This is a genomic window from Sneathiella sp., from assembly GCF_036844445.1.
GTDB lineage: Bacteria > Pseudomonadota > Alphaproteobacteria > Sneathiellales > Sneathiellaceae > Sneathiella.
On record NZ_DAIUFV010000002.1, the window covers coordinates 113989 to 133625 of the forward strand.

The 19637-nt window shown below is 61.9% G+C and carries 23 protein-coding genes; 8 read left to right on the forward strand and 15 right to left on the reverse strand.

Annotated features, from left to right (window positions below; translation table 11 throughout):
* Positions 1-50: 50 nt before the first annotated feature.
* Complete coding sequence (locus tag V7Z56_RS03880; protein ID WP_334128041.1) at positions 51-1091, reverse strand: asparaginase; 1041 nt, start codon at positions 1089-1091, stop codon at positions 51-53.
* 71 nt (positions 1092-1162) lie between these two features.
* On the opposite strand from V7Z56_RS03880, the gene V7Z56_RS03885 reads away from it, so the two are divergent.
* The 3 genes from V7Z56_RS03885 to rlmN all read left to right on the forward strand — a co-directional run bounded on the left by V7Z56_RS03885 (position 1163) and on the right by rlmN (position 3550).
* On the forward strand, positions 1163-1714 hold the full coding sequence (locus V7Z56_RS03885) for an RNA methyltransferase (protein ID WP_334128042.1): 552 nt from the start codon (positions 1163-1165) through the stop codon (positions 1712-1714).
* Positions 1715-1814: 100 nt separating this feature from the next.
* Positions 1815-2333 (forward strand): invasion associated locus B family protein, encoded by a 519-nt coding sequence (locus V7Z56_RS03890; protein ID WP_334128043.1) that lies wholly within the window; start codon positions 1815-1817, stop codon positions 2331-2333.
* A gap of 47 nt (positions 2334-2380) precedes the next feature.
* Positions 2381-3550, forward strand: a complete 1170-nt coding sequence (rlmN, locus tag V7Z56_RS03895; RefSeq protein ID WP_334128044.1) for a 23S rRNA (adenine(2503)-C(2))-methyltransferase RlmN — start codon at positions 2381-2383, stop codon at positions 3548-3550.
* Positions 3551-3560: 10 nt separating this feature from the next.
* Here the strand turns inward: rlmN and V7Z56_RS03900 are convergent, their stop codons facing one another.
* Together V7Z56_RS03900 and V7Z56_RS03905 are read right to left on the reverse strand one after the other, a co-directional pair.
* On the reverse strand, positions 3561-4031 hold the full coding sequence (locus V7Z56_RS03900; protein ID WP_334128045.1) for a GNAT family N-acetyltransferase: 471 nt from the start codon (positions 4029-4031) through the stop codon (positions 3561-3563).
* Between the two features lie 12 nt (positions 4032-4043).
* Entirely contained in the window at positions 4044-5216 is a 1173-nt protein-coding gene (locus V7Z56_RS03905) for a benzoate/H(+) symporter BenE family transporter (RefSeq protein ID WP_334128046.1), read from the reverse strand.
* 97 nt (positions 5217-5313) lie between these two features.
* Here V7Z56_RS03905 and V7Z56_RS03910 point away from each other — a divergent pair, with 97 nt between their 5' ends.
* Positions 5314-5880, forward strand: a complete 567-nt coding sequence (locus V7Z56_RS03910) for a helix-turn-helix domain-containing protein (protein ID WP_334128047.1) — start codon at positions 5314-5316, stop codon at positions 5878-5880.
* A gap of 97 nt (positions 5881-5977) precedes the next feature.
* Positions 5978-7186 (forward strand): argininosuccinate synthase, encoded by a 1209-nt coding sequence (locus V7Z56_RS03915; protein WP_334128048.1) that lies wholly within the window; start codon positions 5978-5980, stop codon positions 7184-7186.
* A 6-nt stretch (positions 7187-7192) separates the two neighbouring features.
* On the opposite strand, the gene V7Z56_RS03920 is transcribed toward V7Z56_RS03915, so the two are convergent.
* The 6 genes from V7Z56_RS03920 to V7Z56_RS03945 form a co-directional block, all read right to left on the reverse strand.
* A complete protein-coding gene (locus V7Z56_RS03920; protein ID WP_334128049.1) occupies positions 7193-7537 on the reverse strand; it encodes a hypothetical protein in 345 nt (114 codons plus the stop codon).
* A gap of 9 nt (positions 7538-7546) precedes the next feature.
* Positions 7547-8431 carry a bifunctional methylenetetrahydrofolate dehydrogenase/methenyltetrahydrofolate cyclohydrolase FolD gene (gene folD, locus V7Z56_RS03925; protein WP_334128050.1) on the reverse strand — a complete coding sequence of 295 codons (885 nt, stop codon included), beginning with the start codon at positions 8429-8431 and terminating at the stop codon, positions 7547-7549.
* Positions 8428-8769: a DUF167 family protein gene (locus tag V7Z56_RS03930; RefSeq protein WP_334128051.1), complete on the reverse strand. Its 342-nt coding sequence runs from the start codon at positions 8767-8769 to the stop codon at positions 8428-8430. The genes folD and V7Z56_RS03930 overlap by 4 nt, the downstream gene beginning before the upstream one ends.
* A gap of 2 nt (positions 8770-8771) precedes the next feature.
* Positions 8772-9059: a YggT family protein gene (locus tag V7Z56_RS03935; RefSeq protein WP_334128052.1), complete on the reverse strand. Its 288-nt coding sequence runs from the start codon at positions 9057-9059 to the stop codon at positions 8772-8774.
* A gap of 104 nt (positions 9060-9163) precedes the next feature.
* Positions 9164-9808 (reverse strand): hypothetical protein, encoded by a 645-nt coding sequence (locus tag V7Z56_RS03940; RefSeq protein WP_334128053.1) that lies wholly within the window; start codon positions 9806-9808, stop codon positions 9164-9166.
* Between the two features lie 105 nt (positions 9809-9913).
* Complete coding sequence (locus V7Z56_RS03945; RefSeq protein ID WP_334128054.1) at positions 9914-10774, reverse strand: crotonase/enoyl-CoA hydratase family protein; 861 nt, start codon at positions 10772-10774, stop codon at positions 9914-9916.
* A 114-nt stretch (positions 10775-10888) separates the two neighbouring features.
* Between V7Z56_RS03945 and V7Z56_RS03950 the strand changes: the two genes are divergently transcribed.
* Complete coding sequence (locus tag V7Z56_RS03950) at positions 10889-11254, forward strand: DOPA 4,5-dioxygenase family protein (protein ID WP_443023743.1); 366 nt, start codon at positions 10889-10891, stop codon at positions 11252-11254.
* Here the strand turns inward: V7Z56_RS03950 and V7Z56_RS03955 are convergent.
* A complete protein-coding gene (locus V7Z56_RS03955; protein WP_334128056.1) occupies positions 11251-11574 on the reverse strand; it encodes a GcrA family cell cycle regulator in 324 nt (107 codons plus the stop codon). The two genes, V7Z56_RS03950 and V7Z56_RS03955, sit on opposite strands and share 4 nt — an antisense overlap.
* A 136-nt stretch (positions 11575-11710) precedes the next feature.
* The gene (locus tag V7Z56_RS03960) at positions 11711-12961 is read right to left on the reverse strand and encodes a PQQ-dependent sugar dehydrogenase (protein WP_334128057.1); all 1251 of its coding nucleotides are present in this window, start codon (positions 12959-12961) and stop codon (positions 11711-11713) included.
* A gap of 138 nt (positions 12962-13099) precedes the next feature.
* Here V7Z56_RS03960 and V7Z56_RS03965 point away from each other — a divergent pair, with 138 nt between their 5' ends.
* Positions 13100-13837, forward strand: coding sequence for a glutamine amidotransferase-related protein (locus V7Z56_RS03965; protein ID WP_334128058.1), 738 nt, complete (start codon positions 13100-13102; stop codon positions 13835-13837).
* On the opposite strand, the gene V7Z56_RS03970 is transcribed toward V7Z56_RS03965, so the two are convergent.
* From V7Z56_RS03970 to V7Z56_RS03985, 3 genes are all read right to left on the reverse strand, one after another.
* A complete protein-coding gene (locus V7Z56_RS03970) occupies positions 13815-15005 on the reverse strand; it encodes a CaiB/BaiF CoA transferase family protein (RefSeq protein ID WP_334128059.1) in 1191 nt (396 codons plus the stop codon). The two genes, V7Z56_RS03965 and V7Z56_RS03970, sit on opposite strands and share 23 nt — an antisense overlap.
* A 121-nt stretch (positions 15006-15126) precedes the next feature.
* A complete protein-coding gene (locus tag V7Z56_RS15665; RefSeq protein ID WP_443023744.1) occupies positions 15127-15633 on the reverse strand; it encodes a cold-shock protein in 507 nt (168 codons plus the stop codon).
* Positions 15634-15875: 242 nt separating this feature from the next.
* Positions 15876-16400, reverse strand: coding sequence for a molybdopterin-dependent oxidoreductase (locus tag V7Z56_RS03985; RefSeq protein ID WP_334128060.1), 525 nt, complete (start codon positions 16398-16400; stop codon positions 15876-15878).
* A 132-nt stretch (positions 16401-16532) separates the two neighbouring features.
* Between V7Z56_RS03985 and V7Z56_RS03990 the strand changes: the two genes are divergently transcribed.
* Positions 16533-17492: a glycosyltransferase family 9 protein gene (locus tag V7Z56_RS03990; protein ID WP_334128061.1), complete on the forward strand. Its 960-nt coding sequence runs from the start codon at positions 16533-16535 to the stop codon at positions 17490-17492.
* Positions 17493-17497: 5 nt separating this feature from the next.
* On the opposite strand, the gene V7Z56_RS03995 is transcribed toward V7Z56_RS03990, so the two are convergent.
* Positions 17498-19300, reverse strand: a complete 1803-nt coding sequence (locus V7Z56_RS03995) for an ABC transporter ATP-binding protein (protein ID WP_334128062.1) — start codon at positions 19298-19300, stop codon at positions 17498-17500.
* Positions 19301-19637 lie beyond the last annotated feature (337 nt).

Genomic DNA, 19637 nt, shown 5'->3' on the forward strand with positions numbered 1-19637 from the left:
TTTTATGCGGGGTGCGCCCGCCCCAACCTACCTTCGATCGAAAGCCGGGGTCAACTCTCCGTTCGCGGCGGCAGCACGGCGTGGAGCTCGCCAACCCGCATATTGTTGCGATTGCGAAGTTCCGGCTGCACAAAGCGATCGATCGCGTTGTGCATGTCCGCATCGAGCGCGCCAAATTCATCAAGGAGGGCGCCAAGCGCCACCTCGGCGGCCCGCGTCGTCCCGTCGAGCGCCTTCAAGGCAATGCCGATCCCGGCCTCCGGCAGCGCGGCGAGATAGACGGCCTCCGCCCCCACCTTGGCGATCACCCGCCCCTTTGCGGCGCGGTTGAGCGCGGTGCAGAGCCGCTCCGATCCGGCAATCATCTCAGGGTAGGCGGCAATCGCCTTTTGCAGGCGATGGCAGGCGGCGGCGCGCTCCGTCGGCAGTTTCGACGGATCGGCGAAGCGCGCGATCGCCGTCGCCGCGCGATCGAGCGGAATGGCAATGGTCGGGATCGAGCAGCCGTCGGTGCCGACAGGCGCTTTTGCAAGATCGAGCCCGGTGAAATCTTCCAACACGCGGACAATCCGCTGCTGCACCGGGTGATCGAGCCCGATATAGCCCTTTAACGGCTCCTTCATATGCCGGGCGGTGCAGAGAAAGCCCGTGTGCTTGCCCGAGCAGTTGTTATGTGCCGCCGTCGGCGTCTCGCCTCTCGCCGCGAGGGCCCGCGCGGCGACGTCATAGGATGGCCAGTGGCTGCCGCATTCGAGCGCCTCGATGCCAAGGCCGAGCCGATTGAGCCACTCTGTCACCGCCTCGACATGGATCGGCTCGCCCGTGTGGGAGGCACAGGCAAGCGAGAGTTCTTTTTCGGTGACGTTAAAGGCATCCGCCGCCCCCGTCTCGATCAGCGGCAGCGCCTGCAGCGGCTTGATGGCGGAGCGGAGATAGACGGGCGTATCGACGGGCCCGAAGGCGCGCAGCAGGCGGCCATCGGCGTCCGCGATGGCGGCGATAACCTGGTGCCTGCTTTCAACGATCGGCCCGCGCGTCACTTCGACCGTCAACGGAGACCTTGCGATATCGGGGCTGGATTGGCTATTCATAACACCGGATCAGTTCGCTGTTGAAACCATGAGGATTGTTTACCAGCAATCCGCCGAGGAGAGTAGAGCAAATGACAATTGCCCGTGGATATTTCGGCGTCGGCGTTGAAGCCATCAGCAAACCGATGAACGCCGGCAATCTTTTTCGCACCGCCCATGCATTCGGCGCGAGCTTCCTGTTCACGATCAATGCGGAGCCTGCCGTGCGCCGGGTCCGCTCCGACACATCCGCCGCATACAAGAATATTCCCTGGTACGAATTCGAGTCGGTCGGCGGCATGCTGCTGCCGAAGGACTGCCGAATCGTCGGTGTCGAGCTGCTCGACGAGGCGACGGACCTGCCGAGCTTCTACCATCCGCTGAACGCCGCCTATGTGCTCGGGCGCGAACGCGGCTCGCTGTCGCCCGAGATGCAGGAAAGGTGTGATTACTTCATCAAAATTCCGACAAAATTCTGTCTGAATGTTGCAACGGCAGGGGCAATCGTTATGTATGACAGGATCATCTCTCACGGTCGCTTTGCCCGCCGCCCGACGAGCGAACTCGGCGAGCCGATCCCGCTGAAACGTCACGTTCAGGGAGCACCCAAAAAGCGCCGGGCCGAGCGGGAAATGGAAGGTTAAGTCGCGTTACCAACAGCAGGCAGAGTAAATGTTCCCGATTAAACAAAATTTGAAGACGGCCGGGGTGGAAAAACCGCTCCGGCAAGGTTATGCTTTGTCCATGAGTAAAGTCGCATCCTTTTTTATTCTTATCTTTTCCCTCACCCTCGCGCTCGCAGGGCCGCTTCAGGCACAGCAGGCGGAGCCGCGCGCGCTCGGAAGTTTTGATGACTGGCTTGCCTACAGCTGGATCGAAAATGGCAACAAGGTCTGCTACATGCTGTCCCGGCCGCTGAAATCGACGCCGCAGAATGTCCGCCGGGGCGACATCTATGTGATGGTGACCTACCGGCCGAAATCCGTCTCGAAAGAAGAGGTGAGCCATGTTGCGGGCTACCCCTTCAAAGACCGCTCCACCGTGGAGGCGTCCATCGGCAGCAACAAATTTCTGCTGGCGACCAATGGCGAGGTTGCCTGGGTGCCGGAAGGGGAGAGCGATGCGAAGCTGATTGCCGCGATGCGCGGCGGCGCAACCATGGTCGTTCGCGGCACATCCAGCCGCGATACGCTGACCGTGGATACCTATTCGCTGAAGGGCTTCACGGCCGCCTATCAGCAGATTAGAAAAAGCTGTACTTGAGCGGCCATAGAAGAGTATAAGCCGCTTTTTAACCCGAAGTGAATGTCATGACCCCACTCATTCCCGATGTCGATGCCATCGACCGTCAGCCGGAGTTGCTGGCCATCCGCAAGAGCCTGATCGGTCTTGATCGGGAGGATATTGCCGCGGCGCTGACGGAGATCGGCGTCGAGGCGAAGGCCGCCCGCATGCGCGCCCGGCAGCTGTTTCACTGGCTCTATTATCGCGGCGCCAGCAGCTTTGACGACATGACATCCATCTCAAAGGAGATGCGCGCCCTGCTCGCCGAGCATTTCACTGCGGCGCGGCCGGAGATTTCGTCGCTTCTCACCTCCACCGACGGGACGCGCAAGTGGCTGGTGAAATTCCCCGACGGGCAGGAAGTCGAATCCGTGCATATCCCCGAAGAAGACCGCGGCGCGCTCTGCGTCTCCAGCCAGGTCGGCTGCACCCTGACCTGCAGCTTCTGCCATACCGGCACGATGAAGCTGGTGCGCAACCTGACGGCCGGCGAGATTATCGCGCAGATGCTGGTCGCGCGCGATACCATCAACGAATGGCCAAGCCCGAAGGGCGAGCGGATGATCTCCAACATCGTCATGATGGGCATGGGCGAGCCGCTGCTGAATTATGACAATGTGTCGAAGGCGCTCCGCATCATCATGGACGGGGAAGGCATTTCCCTCTCCAAGCGGCGGATCACCCTCTCGACCTCCGGAGTCGTGCCGAAGATCCGCCAGTGCGGCGAGGAGCTGGGCGTCAATCTCGCCATCTCGCTCCATGCGGTAACGGACGAGGTGCGCGATATTCTCGTGCCGATCAACAAGCGCTACCCCATCAAGGAGCTGCTGCAGGCCTGCCGGGAATATCCGGGCGCCAACAATGCGCGGCGCATCACCTTCGAATATGTCATGCTGGACGGCGTCAACGACAGCCCGGCGGAAGCGCGCGAACTGGTCCGGCTTTTGAAGGACATTCCGGCCAAGGTCAACCTCATCCCCTTCAACCCGTGGCCCGGCACGAATTACCAGTGCAGCAGCAACAATGCCATGCACCGCTTCGTCAAGATCATCAATGATGCGGGCTATTCCTCGCCCATCCGCGTGCCGCGCGGGCGCGACATCATGGCGGCCTGCGGCCAGCTTAAATCGGCGAGCACGAAGGCCCGCGCGTCCGAACGGCGCGCCGGCGCAGAAGGCGCAGGCGCCGCGCTTTAGGCCGCGCGCTTCAGAGATCGAGCGTCATAACGATGGCGGTCGGGCGCGTATAGCCTGCGTGGGTCGTCCGCCCCGTCTCGCGAAAGCCGTGGCGGCGAAAGAAATCATGCACCTCGGTAAGCTCGATGCGCGATTCAAGCTCGATCCGCCGCTTGCCCGCCTCGCGACAATAATCCACCGCCCGCTTGACAAGCGCCCGGCCCGCACCCGATCCCTGCACCGCGGGATCGACGGCGAGCTTGCCCATATACATCGCCTCCCCCATATCGCGGAGAAAGACGCAGCCGACCAGCTTCTCCCCGTCGCGGGCGAGCAGCAGCGTCTCGGCCTCCGCCTTCTCGGCGATCGACTGTTCGGTCAAAAGCCGCATTGAGGACGGCGGATCGATGCGCGGCGCCATATAGGCGAAGGCGCGACGGATCAGATCGAGAAGCGCCGGCCAGTCGGTAAAGTTTTCATCGCGGAGCGAAACCTCAAGCATTGCTCCCTCCCCTCACTTCGCGAGCGCGGGCGCGGGCCGCCGGCGCAGCAGATAGACGATCATGCCGATCACCAGCCCCCAGAAAGGCGCGCCGATGGAGAGCAGCGTCACGCCGGAGGCGGTGACGATAAAGGTGAAAATAGCGGCATCACGCTCGGCCTCGCTCCGAAGTGCCGTCTCAAGGCTGTTCGCAATGGTGGAGAGCAGCGCGAGCCCCGCAATGGCGAGGATGAGCGAGGTTGGAAAGGCGATGAAAAGCGCCGTCAGCGTCGCCCCGAAGAGGCCGGCAAGGCAGTAGAAAAGCGCCGCCCAGTAGACGGCAAAATGCCGCTTCTTCGGGTCGGGATGCACCTCCGGGCTCATGCAAAGCGCGGCGGTGATGGCCGCCAAATTGAAGGCGAAGCCGCCAAAAGGCGCGAGGATCAGCCCGGTGACGCCCGACCAGCCGATCAGCGGGGAGGCCGGCACGTCATAGCCGTGGGTGCGCAGCGCCGCGATCCCCGGCACATTCTGCGACGCCATGGTGACGATAAAAAGCGGAATGCCAACACCAATCAGCGTGGGCAGCGAAAAGCTCGGCATGGTGAAAACGGGCATCGTCAGGGCGAAATCCGCCGGGATGCTCCCCATCTCGCCCATGAGAAACGCGACCACAATGCCGGCGAGGAAGGTGAGCGGGATGACATAGCGCGGAGAATAGAGCTTCGCCGCGAGATAGACGGCGACCATCACGCCAACCAGCAGCACATTGTCCTCCATCGCCGCGAAGGCATCGAGCCCGAAGCGGAGCAGCACCGCCGCGAGCAGCGCCGCCGCCAGCGACTGCGGCACGAAATCCATGATCTTCTGAAACAGCCCCGTGACGCCCGCGAGCGTGAGAAGCGCCGAGCAGAAGAGAAAGGCGCCGATCGCCTCGCCCATCGGCACGCCCGGCAGGCTGGTCACAAGCAGCGCCGCGCCGGGCGTCGACCAGGCGATCAGGATGGGCTGCTTATAGCGGAGCGTGAGCAGGAAGCTGCTGACCCCCATGCCAAGGCCGAGCGCCCAGAGCCAGGAGCTGATCTCCGCCGGGCTCGCGCCCGCCGCATTCGCCGCCTGAAAGATGATCGCGCCCGCGCCCGCGTAGCCGACGAGCACCGCGACGAAGCCGGCCGAAATATAGCTGGGTGAGAAAAAACGTCGCATTGCCTTGCTCCTTCCGCCAAGATATACGTTATAACGCACATGGGTGGCGCAGCCTAGCAGATGTACGTTATAGCGCACAAGCGAAAACGGAGTGAAAATGCAGGACCGCAAGGATCATTTGGTCGAGACCCTGAAAGGCTTGCGCAAGGAGCGCGGCTGGAGCCTTGATGCCGCCGCCGCGGCAACCGGCGTCAGCAAGGCCATGCTCGGCCAGATCGAGCGCGGGGAATCAAGCCCCACCACCGCCGTCCTCTGGAAGCTGGCAACCGGTTTTCATGTCTCTGTCTCCGCGCTGATGGAGCCGCTGCCGGAGCTTGCGGCCGAAACCCTCATCCGCGATGCCGACGTGATCCGCTCGACGCCCGGCGATAGTGGCATGGCGGTCGCGCCCCTTTTCCCCTTCGAGGCGCGCTTCGGTTTTGACCTGATGGAGTTGACCTTCCTGCCGGGCTATGAGCGGCTTTCCGAGCCGCATGAGGCGGGCGTCATCGAACATGTAACGATTATCGAGGGCCGCATGGAAATCCTGACAGAGGGGAAATGGCACGCGCTCAAAGCCGGCCAGACCATCCGCTTTCGCGGCGACCGGCCGCATGGCTATCGCAACCGGACATCCGAAAAAGCCGTCACGCTGTCGGTCATTCATTATCCCTACCGGGCCTGAGCGCGCCGAAAAGGGCGCTTGCGAAGCGGCCGCATTTCGCCTAGTTTGCGCTGCAAATTCACCCGAACTACAGATTCCTTCATCGAGGTTGCCTGTCATGTCCCAACAAATCAAAAAAGTCGTGCTCGCCTATTCCGGCGGACTTGATACCTCCGTTATCCTGAAGTGGCTGCAGACCACCTATAATTGCGAGGTTGTGACCTTCACGGCCGATCTCGGGCAGGGGGAGGAGCTGGAGCCGGCCCGCGCCAAGGCCGAGATGCTGGGCATCAAAGAAATCTATATCGAGGATCTGCGCGAGGAATTCGTCCGCGACTTCGTCTTTCCGATGTTCCGCGCCAATGCGGTCTATGAGGGACAGTATCTGCTCGGCACCTCCATCGCCCGGCCGCTAATCGCCAAGCGCCAGATCGAGATTGCTCGCGAGGTTGGCGCCGATGCGGTGGCGCATGGCGCGACCGGCAAGGGCAATGACCAGGTCCGCTTCGAGCTGGGCTACTATGCGCTCAACCCCGATATCAAGGTGATTGCGCCGTGGCGCGAATGGGATCTCAACTCGCGCACCAAGCTGATCGAGTTTGCCGAGAAGAACCAGATCCCGATCCCGAAAGACAAGCGCGGCGAAGCTCCCTTCTCGGTCGATGCGAACCTTCTGCATATCTCGGCCGAGGGCAAGGCGCTCGAAGATCCGTGGCAGGAAGCGGGCGAATATGTCTATTCGCGCACCGTCGCGCCGGAGGATGCGCCCGACAAGCCGACCTATATCGAGATCGACTATGAGCGGGGCGATCCCGTCGCCATCAACGGCAAGCGGATGAGCCCGGCGGAGCTGCTGACCGCGCTCAACAAGGTTGCGGGCGAGAATGGCATTGGCCGGCTCGACCTCGTCGAAGGCCGCTTCGTCGGCATGAAGTCGCGCGGCATTTACGAGACGCCGGGCGGCACGATCATGCTGGAGGCACATCGCGGCATCGAGCAGATCACCCTCGATCGCGGCGCCATGCATCTCAAGGACGATCTGATGCCGCGCTATGCGGAGCTGATCTATAACGGCCTCTGGTTCTCGCCGGAGCGCGAGATGCTGCAGGCCCTCATCGACAAGAGCCAGGAGAAGGTGACCGGCACGGTCCGCCTCAAGCTCTACAAGGGCCGCGTCAGCGTCGTCGGGCGCAAGAGCCCCTATTCGCTCTATTCGATGGAGCATGTCACCTTTGAGGAAGACACCGTCTATGACCAGCGCGACGCCGAAGGCTTCATCAAGCTGAACGCGCTGCGCCTGCGTCTCCTGCACCGCCAGAAGAACTGATCGCGCTCAATGAAGACGATAGCCCGGCGGCGGGCCATCGTCATCATCGTCATCGAAGAAATCGTCGAAGCGGTCCTTCTCGAAATCGGGGACGTCCTCGACGTAGGGCACATAGCGGTCCTTGATGAAAAGGAACGCGGAGAACAGCGCGCCGGCAATCGCCCCGAAGGCGAGGATTGTCGGCGCGGTCGGCACCCAGGGAAGCGATATCCCCAAATCGAGCGCGGCGACAAGAAACAGCAGCCCGGCGAGCGGCAGGGCGAGAAAAATCACGCTGAAGACGATCCCGACGAGCGCGCCGATGACGACAAATTTTACAAATCGGGCGAGAAGATCGGGAGAAAAGCGCACGGGGCTTCGTTACACCTCCGGCACTTCAATCCCCATCTGACGGCAGGCCGCCGTCACGGTGTTGGCGAGCAGGCAGGCAACCGTCATCAGCCCGACGCCGCCCGGCACCGGCGTAATCGCGCCGGCAACCTCCACCGCCTCGGCAAAGCAGACATCACCGACGAGACGCGTCTTGCCATCCTCTTTCGGGATGCGGTTGATGCCGACGTCGATGACCGTCGCGCCCGGCTTGATCCAGTCACCGCGGATCATTTCCGGGCGACCAACGGCGGCAACGAGAATATCGGCGCCGCGGCAGACGGCCGGCAGGTCGCGGGTGCGCGAATGGGCGATGGTGACGGTGCAGTTCTCAGAGAGCAGCAGGCTCGCCATCGGCTTGCCGACGATGTTGGAGCGGCCGACGACAACGGCGTTAAGGCCCGAAAGATCGCCGAGCACCTCTTTCAGCATGATAATGCAGCCAAGCGGTGTGCAGGGCACCATGGCGGGCAGCCCGACCGCCTGACGCCCGGTGTTGATGACGTGAAAGCCGTCGACATCCTTGGCGGGGTCGATGGCATCCAGCACCGCCATCTCATTGACCTGCGGCGGCAGGGGGAGCTGCACCAGAATGCCGTGGATGGAGGGATCGGCATTGAGCCGGCGCACGACGGCAAGTACTTCCTCCTCGCTCGCCTCGGCGCTCAGGCGGATTTCCTCGGACTTCATGCCCGCTTCCGTCGTCGCCTTGCCCTTGTTGCGGACATAGACCTGGCTTGCCGGATCCTCGCCCACCAGCACCACCGCGAGCCCCGGCGTCAGCCCGTGCCGCGCCTTCAGCGCCGCGACCTGCCGTCCCGCATTCTCGCGGACACGCGCCGAAAATATCTTGCCATCAATGATTGTTGCGCTCATCCGGTCCCCTCTTCCGGCTTCTCTTTCATGATCGCGCGAAGCCAGCGCGTTAGTTCCAATTCCGTCTCCGCCGCATCGCCCTGCAGCAGGATGCTCTTGTTGCGATCGAGCTGACCTGCGACTACCTCAAAGCGCCCCTTGCCGCATTTCAGCGACTTGGCGAGCAGCTTCAGCAGCGCCGCATTCGCCTTGCCCTTTTCGGGGACTGTCGTGACCCTGATTTTCAGCCGCGGCCGGCCCTCGCCATCGATAAAAATCCCGTCGATCCGGTTCGCCGCCGCGCCGGGCGAAAGGCGGACATCAAGCAGGGCGCCCGCCGCGCTTTGTCGGAGAGGCAACCTCACATCATGCGCGGGGCGTATTCAAACATCAGGTTGCGCAGGAAAATCAGCACGAGGATCAGCACGACCGGCGAGATATCAAGCCCGCCCATGGTCGGGATCACCTTGCGGATCGGCCGAAGCGGCGGTTCCGTCACCCGGTAGAGGAAGGTTCCCACCGTGTTGACGAACTGGTTGCTCGTATTCACCACATTGAAGGCGACGAGCCAGCTCAGGATCGCATTGGCAATCAACAGCCAGATAAAAATTTCAATCAGAGTGCTGATCAGAATGAGAACGGATGCCATGTATATACCTGCTTGATTCAACCCCCTTACATTTAGGCTGCCCGCGAAAAAAAGGCAACTCTCGAGGAACGCCGCGGCGCGCAAATATTCCCCGCGCCGCCGCCTCAGAAGGAGAGAGCGGCCTTGGTCGCCTGATTGACCGTCTCGTTCAGCAGCGCGGCGACGAAATCCGCCTGGCTCATGCCCTCGCCGCCCGCCCCCATATCGCGCATCACGATATCCGGAACCGTGGTCGAGACTTTCGTGGAAAAGGGATAGAGCGTCGCGCTGAGACGCCCGCCGGTGATTGTCAGATCGTCAATGCGGAGCTTTTCCCCCTCATCGGCGCTGCTCGCGAGCGCATAGGCCGCCGCCGCGGCAAGGATAAGCGTGAGGTTGGAGCCCGACGCATTGGTCTCAAGATCGATGGCCGGACCCCTGATCTCGATCGATTTGATATGCAGCGGCCCGCCGAGGAGGCTCCACGGCACGATGGAGAGCGAGACGCTGTCGAGCACGAAGCTGTAAGGCGCCTTGCCCGCAGCGGAATTGGGAACCCGCAAATTCGTGAGCGTCCCCCGCCCGGAGAGAAGGCTGACCTCGAGGCCGTCCAGCGTGACTTTTTCGCCGGTCGCCGCGCTGCCGACGGTGACGATCGCGCTCGCCCCCGCCGAGTTGATATGGGATTCCGCCGCGCGGAAGGCGGCAATAGCGGCGATTGCGGCCGCGACAACCACACCGCCTGTGACAAAGAGAGTTGTAATCTTCATGCATTACCTCCGGTTTCCGAGAGTTAAATCAGAAACCGGAGATAATCATCAGTTGTATTTATTCAATCAGAAAAACACGTGATACGTGCATTTTCTGTAGCCGGATTACTTGAATTCCGGCTCTTCCCACCACGGGTAGAAATCCGGCATTTCCGTCGCCGGGCTCATGGTGAAGTTCGCCGGGCGCTTCTCGAGGAAGGACGAGACGCCTTCGGCAACGTCGCGCGTCTGCCCCATCGTGGCGATACCGCGGCTGTCGACGCGGTGCGCCTTCATCGGGTGATCCTCGCCGAGCATCCGCCACATCATCTGGCGGCAGAGCGCGACGGAGACGGGCGCCGATTCCGCGATCAGCTCCTGCGCGAGCGCGCGCGCCGCCGGAAGCAGCTCGTCGGCTGCATAGACTTCCTTCACCAGACCGCCGGACTTTGCTTCGTCGGCGCCGAAGATGCGGCCCGAATAGACCCATTCGGCGGCCTGCGAGATGCCGACGAGGCGCGGCAGGAACCAGCTGCTGCAGGCTTCCATGACGATCCCGCGGCGCGAAAAGACAAAACCGATCCGCGCCTTGTCGGAGGCAAGGCGGATATCCATCGGCAGCGTCATCGTCGCGCCGATACCGACGGCCGGGCCGTTGATCGCGCCAATGATCGGCTTCTTCGACTGATACATGCGCAGCGTCACCTGTCCGCCGCCGTCGCGGTGCAGCGCGCCGACTTCCTGCTCGCCCTTGGCGACATAGTTGAAGGTCTTGGCGCCGCCGCTGAGGTCGGCCCCGGCGCAGAAGGCGCGCCCTGCGCCCGTCACGATGATGGCGCGCACATTGTCATCGGCGTCGGCCTTGTCATAGGCATCGATCAGCTCTTCGCGCATGATGGACGTAAAGGCGTTGAGCTTGTCGGGGCGGTTCAGGGTGATGGTCAGGATCCGGTCGGAAACCTCGTAGAGTATATGCTGATAGGACACGTGCTACCTCTTGTTATTTATGTTTTTGTTGCCCCTGTCACAGGCGGTGACAAAGCGCTGTTATGGGCCTATCTTTACTGACATCACCCGATTATCGCCAGTTAATTTTGAGGGATGAGTGAGATGCCGGTAGAGGCAAAAGACACGATCAGGGGCTATCACGCCCACATATACTACCGCCCCGAGACGAAGGGCGCGGCCGCCGCCGTGCGCGAGCAGCTGGGCGCGCGCTTTCCTGTCCGGCTCGGGCGCTGGCATGACCAGCCCGTCGGGCCGCATCCCTCGTCAATGTATCAGGTGGTCTTTGAGGCGGCGACTTTCGCGGAGATTGTGCCCTGGCTGATGCTCAACCGCCAGGGGCTCGATATTCTCATCCATCCCGAGACGGGCGATGACCTCAAAGATCATCGCGACAATGCGCTCTGGCTCGGCGACAAGCTGCCGCTGAAATTCGAGATTTTTGAAGGCGGAGCGGCCTAGCTGCCGTCCTTGTTCTGATAGGCCATATTGCAGTGCTTCAGGCAATAGGGCTTGTTCGGCACCGCCTCATCGCCGCAGAAGTGGAAGTTCTCCTCCCCCGGGTGGCCGATCGGCCACTGGCAGGCGCGGTGCGCGGGGATGACTTTTTTCCGCGGCTTGGCGGCGGCCGGCGCCGATTTCGTCGACAGGCCGAGCCGGTTGGCCTTGCCGATCACCGCATTGCGGGTGACATCGCCAAGCTCGTCGGCAATTTCGGCGGCCGTCTTCCCCGATCCCCACAGTTTCTTGAGCTTTTCAATCCGTTCTTCGGTCCAACTCATGCCACGATCTCTTGTTGCGTCTGATATCGGTTAATGCTGCGTTTCTGTACGCGACAGCAAAAGCCGGGCGTAAAGCCCCTCTGATATATCCTTGCTCCGCCGCAGAGTCTATAGGCGATGCAGGCTGGCCCCGCTCCTACTCGCCGTAGGAGATGCGCCAGACCGTCTGGCTGACGGCATCGGCGATCAGCAGGCTGCCATCGGCGGCGACCGCAAGCCCGATCGGGCGGCCCCAGACATGCGCGGCGCCCGGCTGCCCCGTTTCAATGCGGAAACCCGTCGCGAAATTCTCATAATAGTCAAGCGGGCGGCCGTTTTCAAATGGCACCCGGACGATCTTGTAGCCGGTCGGCACCGACGCGTTCCACGATCCCTGGAAAGAGACGAAGGCATCGCCCCGATATTCTTCCGGGAACTGCGTGCCCGTATAGAAGGCAAGGCCGAGCGAGGCCGAATGCGACTGGAAGAGGACATCGGGCAGGATTGATTTCGCCACCATCTCGGGCGCCTCCGCGCCATAGTCGGGGTCCGGTATCTGCCCCGAATAGGCGTAAGGCCAGCCGTAGAAGCCGCCTTCCTTCACTTCGGTGAGATAGTCGGGCACCAGCCCGTCGCCATAGCCATCGCGCTCATTCACCACCGTGTAGAGCGCGCCGGTCTCGGGGTTGAAGTCCATCCCGACGGGGTTGCGAAGGCCGGAGGCGAAGGTCTCCATGCGGTTTTCACCCAGGTAATATTTCTGGATGGTCGCCCGCGGCAGCGCCTCGACGCCGATGTTGGACCGGCTGCCGATGGCGATATAGAGCACGTTTTCCGCCGGATCATGCAGCAGGATGCGCGTTGAATGCCCTGCTCCGTCGCCAAACGAGCCGATTTCCGTCACCTCCTCGACCTCGCCCGTCACCTCAAGATCGCCGACGCCGAAGGGCACGCGACTGAGCTGCATCCGCTCGCCGATATAGAGCCACTCGCCGATGATCGCCATGCCGTGCGGCGTATCAAGGCCGGTCACCAGCGCCCGCTCGGTCTCCGCCTCCCCGTCGCCGTCCGCATCGCGCAGCAGCGTGATCTTGCTCCCCCTCGGCTCGGCGAGCAACACATCGCCATTGGGAAGGGCATGGAGCCAGCGGGCATGGGTCAGGTCTTTGCGAAAGGCCTGCACGCGAAAGCCGGGCGGCAGGGTGAGCTCGCCCTCCTTATTCGTGCTGACACGGCGGGGGCTGAGCGCCTCAACCGGCGTCGCGTATGGCGCCGGCAGATCCTCGGCGCGGATGGTGATGCGGGCGCCGATCTCGTCGGTATCGGTGGCGGCAGCGGGAGAAACGGGCAGCAGCGCCAGCAGCAGGAGCAGGAGGCCACCCGGGAAAGCTTGATTGAGCCATCGCATATGCTTATCTGTCCATTGTAACAATTTGCCAATATTTCTCGTCTATTATCCGGATATGGTCTTGTCACCCGCACAAGGAAAGCTAAACTGTGCGCAGGAGCGGGCCAGTCGGGTAATCAGCTACGTCAAAATCGGAAAATGCCACAAAAAGTTCTTCTCGTCATGCATCAGCCCACCTCGGACCCGGGGCGCGTCGGCGAAGCGATCCGCACCCGCGGGTTTGATCTCGACATGCGGGTTCCCGCCATTGGCGATCCGCTGCCCGAGGTGATGGACGAACATGCCGCGGCGGTGATTTTCGGCGGCCCGATGAGCGTCAATGACGATCACCCGTTCCTCCGCGCGGAATTGAAACTGATTGAGCGGCTGCTGGACGCGGGGACGCCCTATCTCGGCATCTGTCTCGGCGCGCAACTGATGGCGCGCGCGCTGGGCACCCGGGTGTGTGAGCATCCCGAAGGATTGCGCGAGATCGGCTATTATAAAATCACCCCGGCGCAGGAGGACTGCCCGCTCTTCGCCGCCCCGATGATGGTCTATCAGTGGCACCGCGAGGGGTTTGACCTGCCGACCGGCTCGACGCTGCTCGCGACCGGCGATTATTTCGAGAACCAGGCCTTTCGCGTCGGCAAAAATGCCTATGGCATCCAGTTCCACCCCGAAGTGACGGAGGCGATGAACCGCCGCTGGACCCAGAAGGCGGCGCATATGCTATCGGATCCCGGCGCCCAGTCACGCGCCGAGCAGCTTGAAGGCCGCCGCCGCTATGACGACGGCCTGCGCGCCTGGCTCGATAATTTCCTCGATCACTGGCTGCCGGGCGGGGCCGTGGAGACCCGCGCCCCGGCCGCGCTCAGACAACCCGCTTTTTCCTGAGTTCCTCGATCTCCGCGGCGCTGTAGCCGAGGCTCTGCATCACCTCGTCGGTATGCTCGCCAAGCGTCGGGGCGCGGCGCTTCATGCGGGTATCGGTTTTTGACATCTTGATCGGCATCTCGACAACGGGCACCTCCTTGTCAAACCCCGGATAGCGCGTCATCGTCAGCATCTCCATCGCCGCGAAATGCGGATCCTCCAGCACCTGCTGCGGCGAAAGCACGGGGCCGCACGGCAGGCGGATGGCCTCCATTTCGGCAAGCGCCTCCTCGGTGGTCCGCTCGATGCACCATTTCGCCATCCGCTCCGAGAGAAGGTGGTTGTTGTCGCCGCGCAGCTGATCGGTCGCGAAGCGCGGATCGCTGAGCCAGTGGTCCTCGCCCATCAGTTCCGCCCAGCGTTCGAACAGCGGCCCGCCCAGCGCCTGCACCAGCACCCAGCCGTCCTTGGTCTGGAAGGTATCGCTCGGCCCCGCGTTCTGGCCGCGGTTGCCGGTGCCGACGCGGTTGATGCCGAGCATCGCCTGCTCGATCAGCGCGACCGCCGAAATCAGCAGCGAGGAGCCGAAGAGCGAGGTGGTGACAAGCTGCCCCTCGCCCGTCTGGTCGCGGTGACGGAGCGCCGCCATGGCGCCGAGCGCACTCAGCAGCGCCGTTGAATAATCGACCCACGGGCCGAACAGCTTTCGCGGGCCGTTCTCGTCGCCCGACAGATACATCGCCCCCGACATCGCCTGCCCGAGCCCGTCGAAGCCGACGCGGTTCTTGTAGGGTCCGACATCACCGAAGGCGGAACCGTGCACCAGAATGACATCCTGCTTCATCGCTTTCAGGCTGTCATAGTCGAGCCCCATCGCCTGCAGCGTCTCGACCGGCAGGTTGGCGACCACGATATCGGCGGTTTTCACCAGCCGTTCCACGACCTCGCGCCCTTCCGGCTTCATCGGGTTGAGGGTGATGCCCTTCTTGTTCTGGGACATCTGCATGAAGATGCCGCCGTCGCCCGACTGGTCTTCGGTGAGCGGCGTGATGAAGCGGTCCTCGCTGCCGTTCAGCTTTTCGATCCGGATCACTTCGGCGCCGAAATTCGCCAAAATCGTCGCCGCGTAAGGTCCGGCGATATAGCGGCCGAAATCTAGTACCCGAATTCCAGAAAGGATATTTGTCATTATTCCGTCTCCTGACGCATCTTCTTCTTTATTTTCTCAGGGTCCACCCGAAAGCAGGGCAAGAGTGCCCGCTATCGCCGGGAATGGCAAACGTTTTTAGGGAAGAAGCGGCAGGGAGCGGTCAGCTCGTCTCGGGCAGGAGCTCCAGCCCCTCGGCGGTTGGCCCCTTTTCATTATCAAGGACTTTCAACCGCACGCGCTGCCCCTCGCGGAGCGCGCCGAGCCCGGATTTTTCGAGCGCCTTCATATGCACGAACACATCGGCGCCGCCGTCATCGGGCGTTGCGAAGCCGAAGCCCTTGCGGTGGTTGAAAAACTTGACGGTGCCAAGAACGAAATGACAGGCCGCATTGTCATTCTCCAGCACCGGCGCAGGGCCGAGATTGACGATCCGCGTTACCTGAAGGCCGCGCTCACCGATATCGAGATCGCAGATAACCTCCGCCCCTTCGGGCAGGCCTTGCAGGTTATGCGGCATCAGCACGGAAATATGAACGAAAGCGTCCTCCCCGCTTCCGTACGGCGCCACGAAGCCGAAGCCTTTTGTCGTATTGAACCATTTGACCCGGCATTTCACGTCCTTTTGCGCTGCCGGGGCAAGCGCCTGCTTTCTATCCATACTATGCATCAAATACCTCCACCCGCGCCCAGTCTTTCCTCGCCGGAAGGCAATAGATCGCCTCTTCCATGCGACGAGGATTCGCCTTGAAGCCACCCATTATTCCGCGATCACTACGCCCCAACATTGATCTGCGTCAAATTTGTCCCGGAAAATGGAACTATTTTTTTCTAAAGAACGCCCGGGGTGCGATTTTGGGAAATTTTATGCCGCGGGGCCGGTAAATTTACTGAAGCCGGCGGCCAGGCGGGCTACTCGACGACGATATCGGTGACCTGCCAGATGGCGCGGGCATAGAATTTGCGATCGGCGAGTTCCTTATGCGCATCAAAGGGATAAATGACCCAGAACGGCGCGTAAACGCCCCGCTCCAGCCATTCGCCGTTCATCTTGTAGGCAAGGATCACGTCATATTTCTCGGCGTCCGCGACCGGGATCTCGACGGTAAAGCCGTCCGAGGCGGAGACTTTAAGCAGCTTGCCGCTCGCCCCGACGTCTTTCAGAATATCGCGCAGCAGCGCGCCGCGAAAGACCGTCTTTCCGGTGGTCCAGGGCGTTGAGGTGACGATTTCGGTCCCGGGCGTTGCCGCCATATCGCCGGCCGTATAGAAGATCGAGCCCGATTCCGACCTGATCTTGCCGCTGATGGTCAGCCATTTGAAGTCGGCCGCCTGCGCGGAAACGGCAAGTAACACCGCACCCGCCAGCATAAGCGGCAGCAGGAAGTGAACGGGCTTTCCCAAAATGCGCATCCGCTGCCCGGCAATCCTCGTCAAATTTCCGCCCTCCCGGAGCGTCTACTGGTTCATTCCCGCACCTTGCGCGCCGGATCGACGCATTAATGATGGAGGCCCGGGGAATAATCGTATATGTAGCCGATAGTGAGGTTTTCGTTCAAAGGTTTTTTCATGAAGCGGACGCTCTTCGTCGCCTCGAACCGGCTGGGGGATGCCGTGCTGACCACCGGCGTTCTGCATTATCTGCTGGAGACCGAGCCGGAGGCGGCCGTGACCGTCGTCTGCGGCACTATCCCGAAAAGCCTGTTTGAGGATATCCCGGGCGTCGAGCGGGTGATCGGCGTTGAAAAGCGCCGCTTCAGCCTGCACTGGCCGGAGGTGGCGCTTTCCCTTGGCCCGGTTTTCTGGCACCGCATCGTTGATTTTCGCGCCTCGCTCCTCGGCTATCTGCCGGCCCGCCACCGGCATATCTGGCGCGGCGGCCGCGATGATGTGCACAAGGCCGTTGCCAACGCCGCGCTGATCGGTGTCGACCGGCCGCTGCCGCCCCGCATCATCCCGAGTGCGGCGGCGCTTGGACGGACGGAAAACTGGCTGGCGGGGGCGAAGGCGGGCCGGCCGATCCTCGCCCTCGCGCCAACGGCTAATTTCTACCAGAAACAATGGCACCATGAGAATTATCTCGCCCTTGCGCGGCGGTTGACGAAGCCGGGCGGCATTTTGCCGGGCGCGCGCATCGCCGTTTTCGGCGCCCCCGGCGAGGAGGCGCAGGCGATGCCCGTGGTCGAGGGGCTGCCGGGCGCGGATGTTATCAATCTCGTCGGCCGGACGACGCCCATAGACGCAGCCGCCGTGCTCTCCCGCTGCGCGCTCTTCATTGGCAATGATTCCGGCCTGATGCATACGGCGGTTGCTGTCGGCATCCCGACGGTTGCTCTTTTCGGCATCGGCAAGCCCGCCGTCTATCGCCCGTGGGGGGAGAAATCGCTCTGTCTTGAAAGCGAGCCCAGGGGCGTTCCGATCATTCGCGGCGGCAATCCCGCCGACCCGGACGGGGATCCACTGCCGCTTGATCGTGTCGCGGCCGAGTGTGAGGCGTTCTATCGGCGGATCACCGCCGGCGACGCGTAACCGGCCTACGGCTTCACTTCCCGAAGCGGCGCAAAGCTGCCCTCAAGGGCGAACTGGTGGCGATTGAGATCGGCGTAAATGCCGTTCATGGCGAGCAGCTCCTCATGGGTGCCGGCTTCGATAATCTCGCCCGCGACCACGACATTGATCAGGTCGGCATCCAGAATGGTCGACAGCCGATGCGCAATGACGAGCGAGGTCCGCCCCTTCATGAGCTGATTGAGGGCGACCTGGATCTTGCGCTCCGACTCGGTATCGAGCGCCGAGGTCGCCTCATCGAGCAGCAGGATCGGCGCGTCTTTCAGCATCGCCCGCGCGATCGCGATGCGCTGTTTCTGCCCGCCAGAGAGGCGGACGCCGAAGCTGCCGACGATGGTGTCATAGCCATCCGGCAGGGTGACGACAAACTCATGCACGGCCGCGGATTCGGCGGCGGCGATGATCTCCGCATCCGTCGCATCCTCACGCCCGTAGGCGATGTTGGCGCGGATGGTGTCATCGAAAAGAAAGGTGTCCTGGCTGACCAGCGATATTTTCTGGCGGAGCGAGGCGAGCGTCACATCGCGGACATTCTGCCCGTCGACGAGGATTTCGCCTTCATCCACATCATAAAAGCGCGGGATCAGGTTGAGGATGGTCGATTTACCGCTCCCCGAAGGGCCGACCAGCGCGACGCGCTTGCCAGCCTGCATCTTCAGCGAGATGTTTTTCAGCACCGTCTCCTCCGCCTTGTAGGAAAAGGTGACAGCGCGGAACTCGACATCGCCGCGGCGGAATTCGAGCGGCTTGGCGTCCGGCTTGTCGACAATCTCATGCTCGAGATCGAGGAGATTGAAAATCCGCTGCGCGGCGGCGAGGCCCGTCTGCATGCGCGGAAACAGCTTCGCGACGCTCTTGATCGGCTGGTAGGCGAGCATGATCGCGGTGATGAAGGCGAAAAAGGTGCCGGGCGTTGTCGTCCCCTCGATCACGTTGCTCGCGCCGTAAAAAATCACGCCGGCAATCAGGAAGCCCGACAGCGTTTCGACAATCGGGCTGCTCGACGCCTCGATCCGCAGCGCCTTGAACTGCAGGCGGAAGCGATCCTCGATCACCTGCCCGGCATGTTCGACCGCCGTCTTCTCGCGATCATAGGCTTTCACCATGCGGATGCCCTGGAAATTCTCCTCAACGAAGGCACTGAGATCGGCGGTCTGTTCGAGGACGCGGTTCGAGGCCTTGCGCGATCGCTTGCCAAGCTGGCGGATGGCGAGGATCCCGGGCGGCAGCGCCACCAGCGTCACCAGCGCCATTTTCCAGTCGTAATAAAACAACGACGCAATCAGAAAAATCGCCGTCAGGCAATCCTTCGTCAGCACGACCAGCGTCTGCGTCGCGATGGTTTTCAGATAATTCGCATCGAAAACCACGCGCGAAATCAGATGGCCGGTCGAATGGTCGTGAAACCACGCAAGATCGGCATAGACGAGCTTGCGAAAGAGATCCTTCTGGATATCGGAAATCACCCGCGTCCCGACCCAGTCCATGACAATCGTCTGGCCATAGGTCGCAAAGCCGCGGGCGGCAAAAATCGCCACCACCGCCAGCGTCGTATAGATCACGAACGCCGGGTTCTGGTCAAAAAACACCTCATCCACGATCGGCTTCATCACGAACGCCGTCGCAGTGGCTGTCAGCGCGCTGATGATCATGAAAAAGATCGCCAGGAACAGACGCCATTTGTAACGCGAAACATACTCCCGCACGAGACGGCCATAAACCGCCATCGTCGCGGTATCCGCCACATTATCTGGATTGGAATAGGTCAATTTCTGTCCGGTACCCGTTCAAATTGACCAACTGGTATCATAGGGCCTTTCTGTGGAATAGGAAAAAAGCTCTCCGCTGGCGCCGATCCCGGCCCATTGAGGACAGAGATACAACAGTCATCGCCCGATCTCCTCCGGGGGCGGTCATTGGATATTTGCGGCATATGATGGAAATTAAGGGAAATATTATATAGCATCTGTGAATTTAATGCAATAGAATTCAACTGCGCCGCATGGGTCTGGCGGATCACGGCGCAGCAGCGCCCGCCTGCCGCGACAGGGGTGAGATATCTCCGATTTTTCGCGCCGGCGCAACTCCCGGGGAGAGAATTTCACT

Excerpts from the sequence above, each read along its gene's own strand:
- V7Z56_RS03915 (WP_334128048.1), top strand. The coding sequence starts at position 5,978 with ATGTCCCAACAAATCAAAAAAGTCGTGCTCGCCTATTCCGGCGGACTT.
- V7Z56_RS03965 (WP_334128058.1), top strand. The coding sequence starts at position 13,100 with ATGCCACAAAAAGTTCTTCTCGTCATGCATCAGCCCACCTCGGACCCG.
- V7Z56_RS03880 (WP_334128041.1), bottom strand. The coding sequence starts at position 1,091 with ATGAATAGCCAATCCAGCCCCGATATCGCAAGGTCTCCGTTGACGGTC.
- folD (WP_334128050.1), bottom strand. The coding sequence starts at position 8,431 with ATGAGCGCAACAATCATTGATGGCAAGATATTTTCGGCGCGTGTCCGC.
- V7Z56_RS03935 (WP_334128052.1), bottom strand. The coding sequence starts at position 9,059 with ATGGCATCCGTTCTCATTCTGATCAGCACTCTGATTGAAATTTTTATC.
- V7Z56_RS03890 (WP_334128043.1), top strand. The coding sequence starts at position 1,815 with ATGAGTAAAGTCGCATCCTTTTTTATTCTTATCTTTTCCCTCACCCTC.
- rlmN (WP_334128044.1), top strand. The coding sequence starts at position 2,381 with ATGACCCCACTCATTCCCGATGTCGATGCCATCGACCGTCAGCCGGAG.
- V7Z56_RS03910 (WP_334128047.1), top strand. The coding sequence starts at position 5,314 with ATGCAGGACCGCAAGGATCATTTGGTCGAGACCCTGAAAGGCTTGCGC.
- V7Z56_RS15665 (WP_443023744.1), bottom strand. The coding sequence starts at position 15,633 with ATGCATAGTATGGATAGAAAGCAGGCGCTTGCCCCGGCAGCGCAAAAG.
- V7Z56_RS03960 (WP_334128057.1), bottom strand. The coding sequence starts at position 12,961 with ATGCGATGGCTCAATCAAGCTTTCCCGGGTGGCCTCCTGCTCCTGCTG.
- V7Z56_RS03885 (WP_334128042.1), top strand. The coding sequence starts at position 1,163 with ATGACAATTGCCCGTGGATATTTCGGCGTCGGCGTTGAAGCCATCAGC.
- V7Z56_RS03955 (WP_334128056.1), bottom strand. The coding sequence starts at position 11,574 with ATGAGTTGGACCGAAGAACGGATTGAAAAGCTCAAGAAACTGTGGGGA.
- V7Z56_RS03950 (WP_443023743.1), top strand. The coding sequence starts at position 10,889 with ATGAGTGAGATGCCGGTAGAGGCAAAAGACACGATCAGGGGCTATCAC.
- V7Z56_RS03970 (WP_334128059.1), bottom strand. The coding sequence starts at position 15,005 with ATGACAAATATCCTTTCTGGAATTCGGGTACTAGATTTCGGCCGCTAT.
- V7Z56_RS03905 (WP_334128046.1), bottom strand. The coding sequence starts at position 5,216 with ATGCGACGTTTTTTCTCACCCAGCTATATTTCGGCCGGCTTCGTCGCG.
- V7Z56_RS03990 (WP_334128061.1), top strand. The coding sequence starts at position 16,533 with ATGAAGCGGACGCTCTTCGTCGCCTCGAACCGGCTGGGGGATGCCGTG.
- V7Z56_RS03940 (WP_334128053.1), bottom strand. The coding sequence starts at position 9,808 with ATGAAGATTACAACTCTCTTTGTCACAGGCGGTGTGGTTGTCGCGGCC.
- V7Z56_RS03900 (WP_334128045.1), bottom strand. The coding sequence starts at position 4,031 with ATGCTTGAGGTTTCGCTCCGCGATGAAAACTTTACCGACTGGCCGGCG.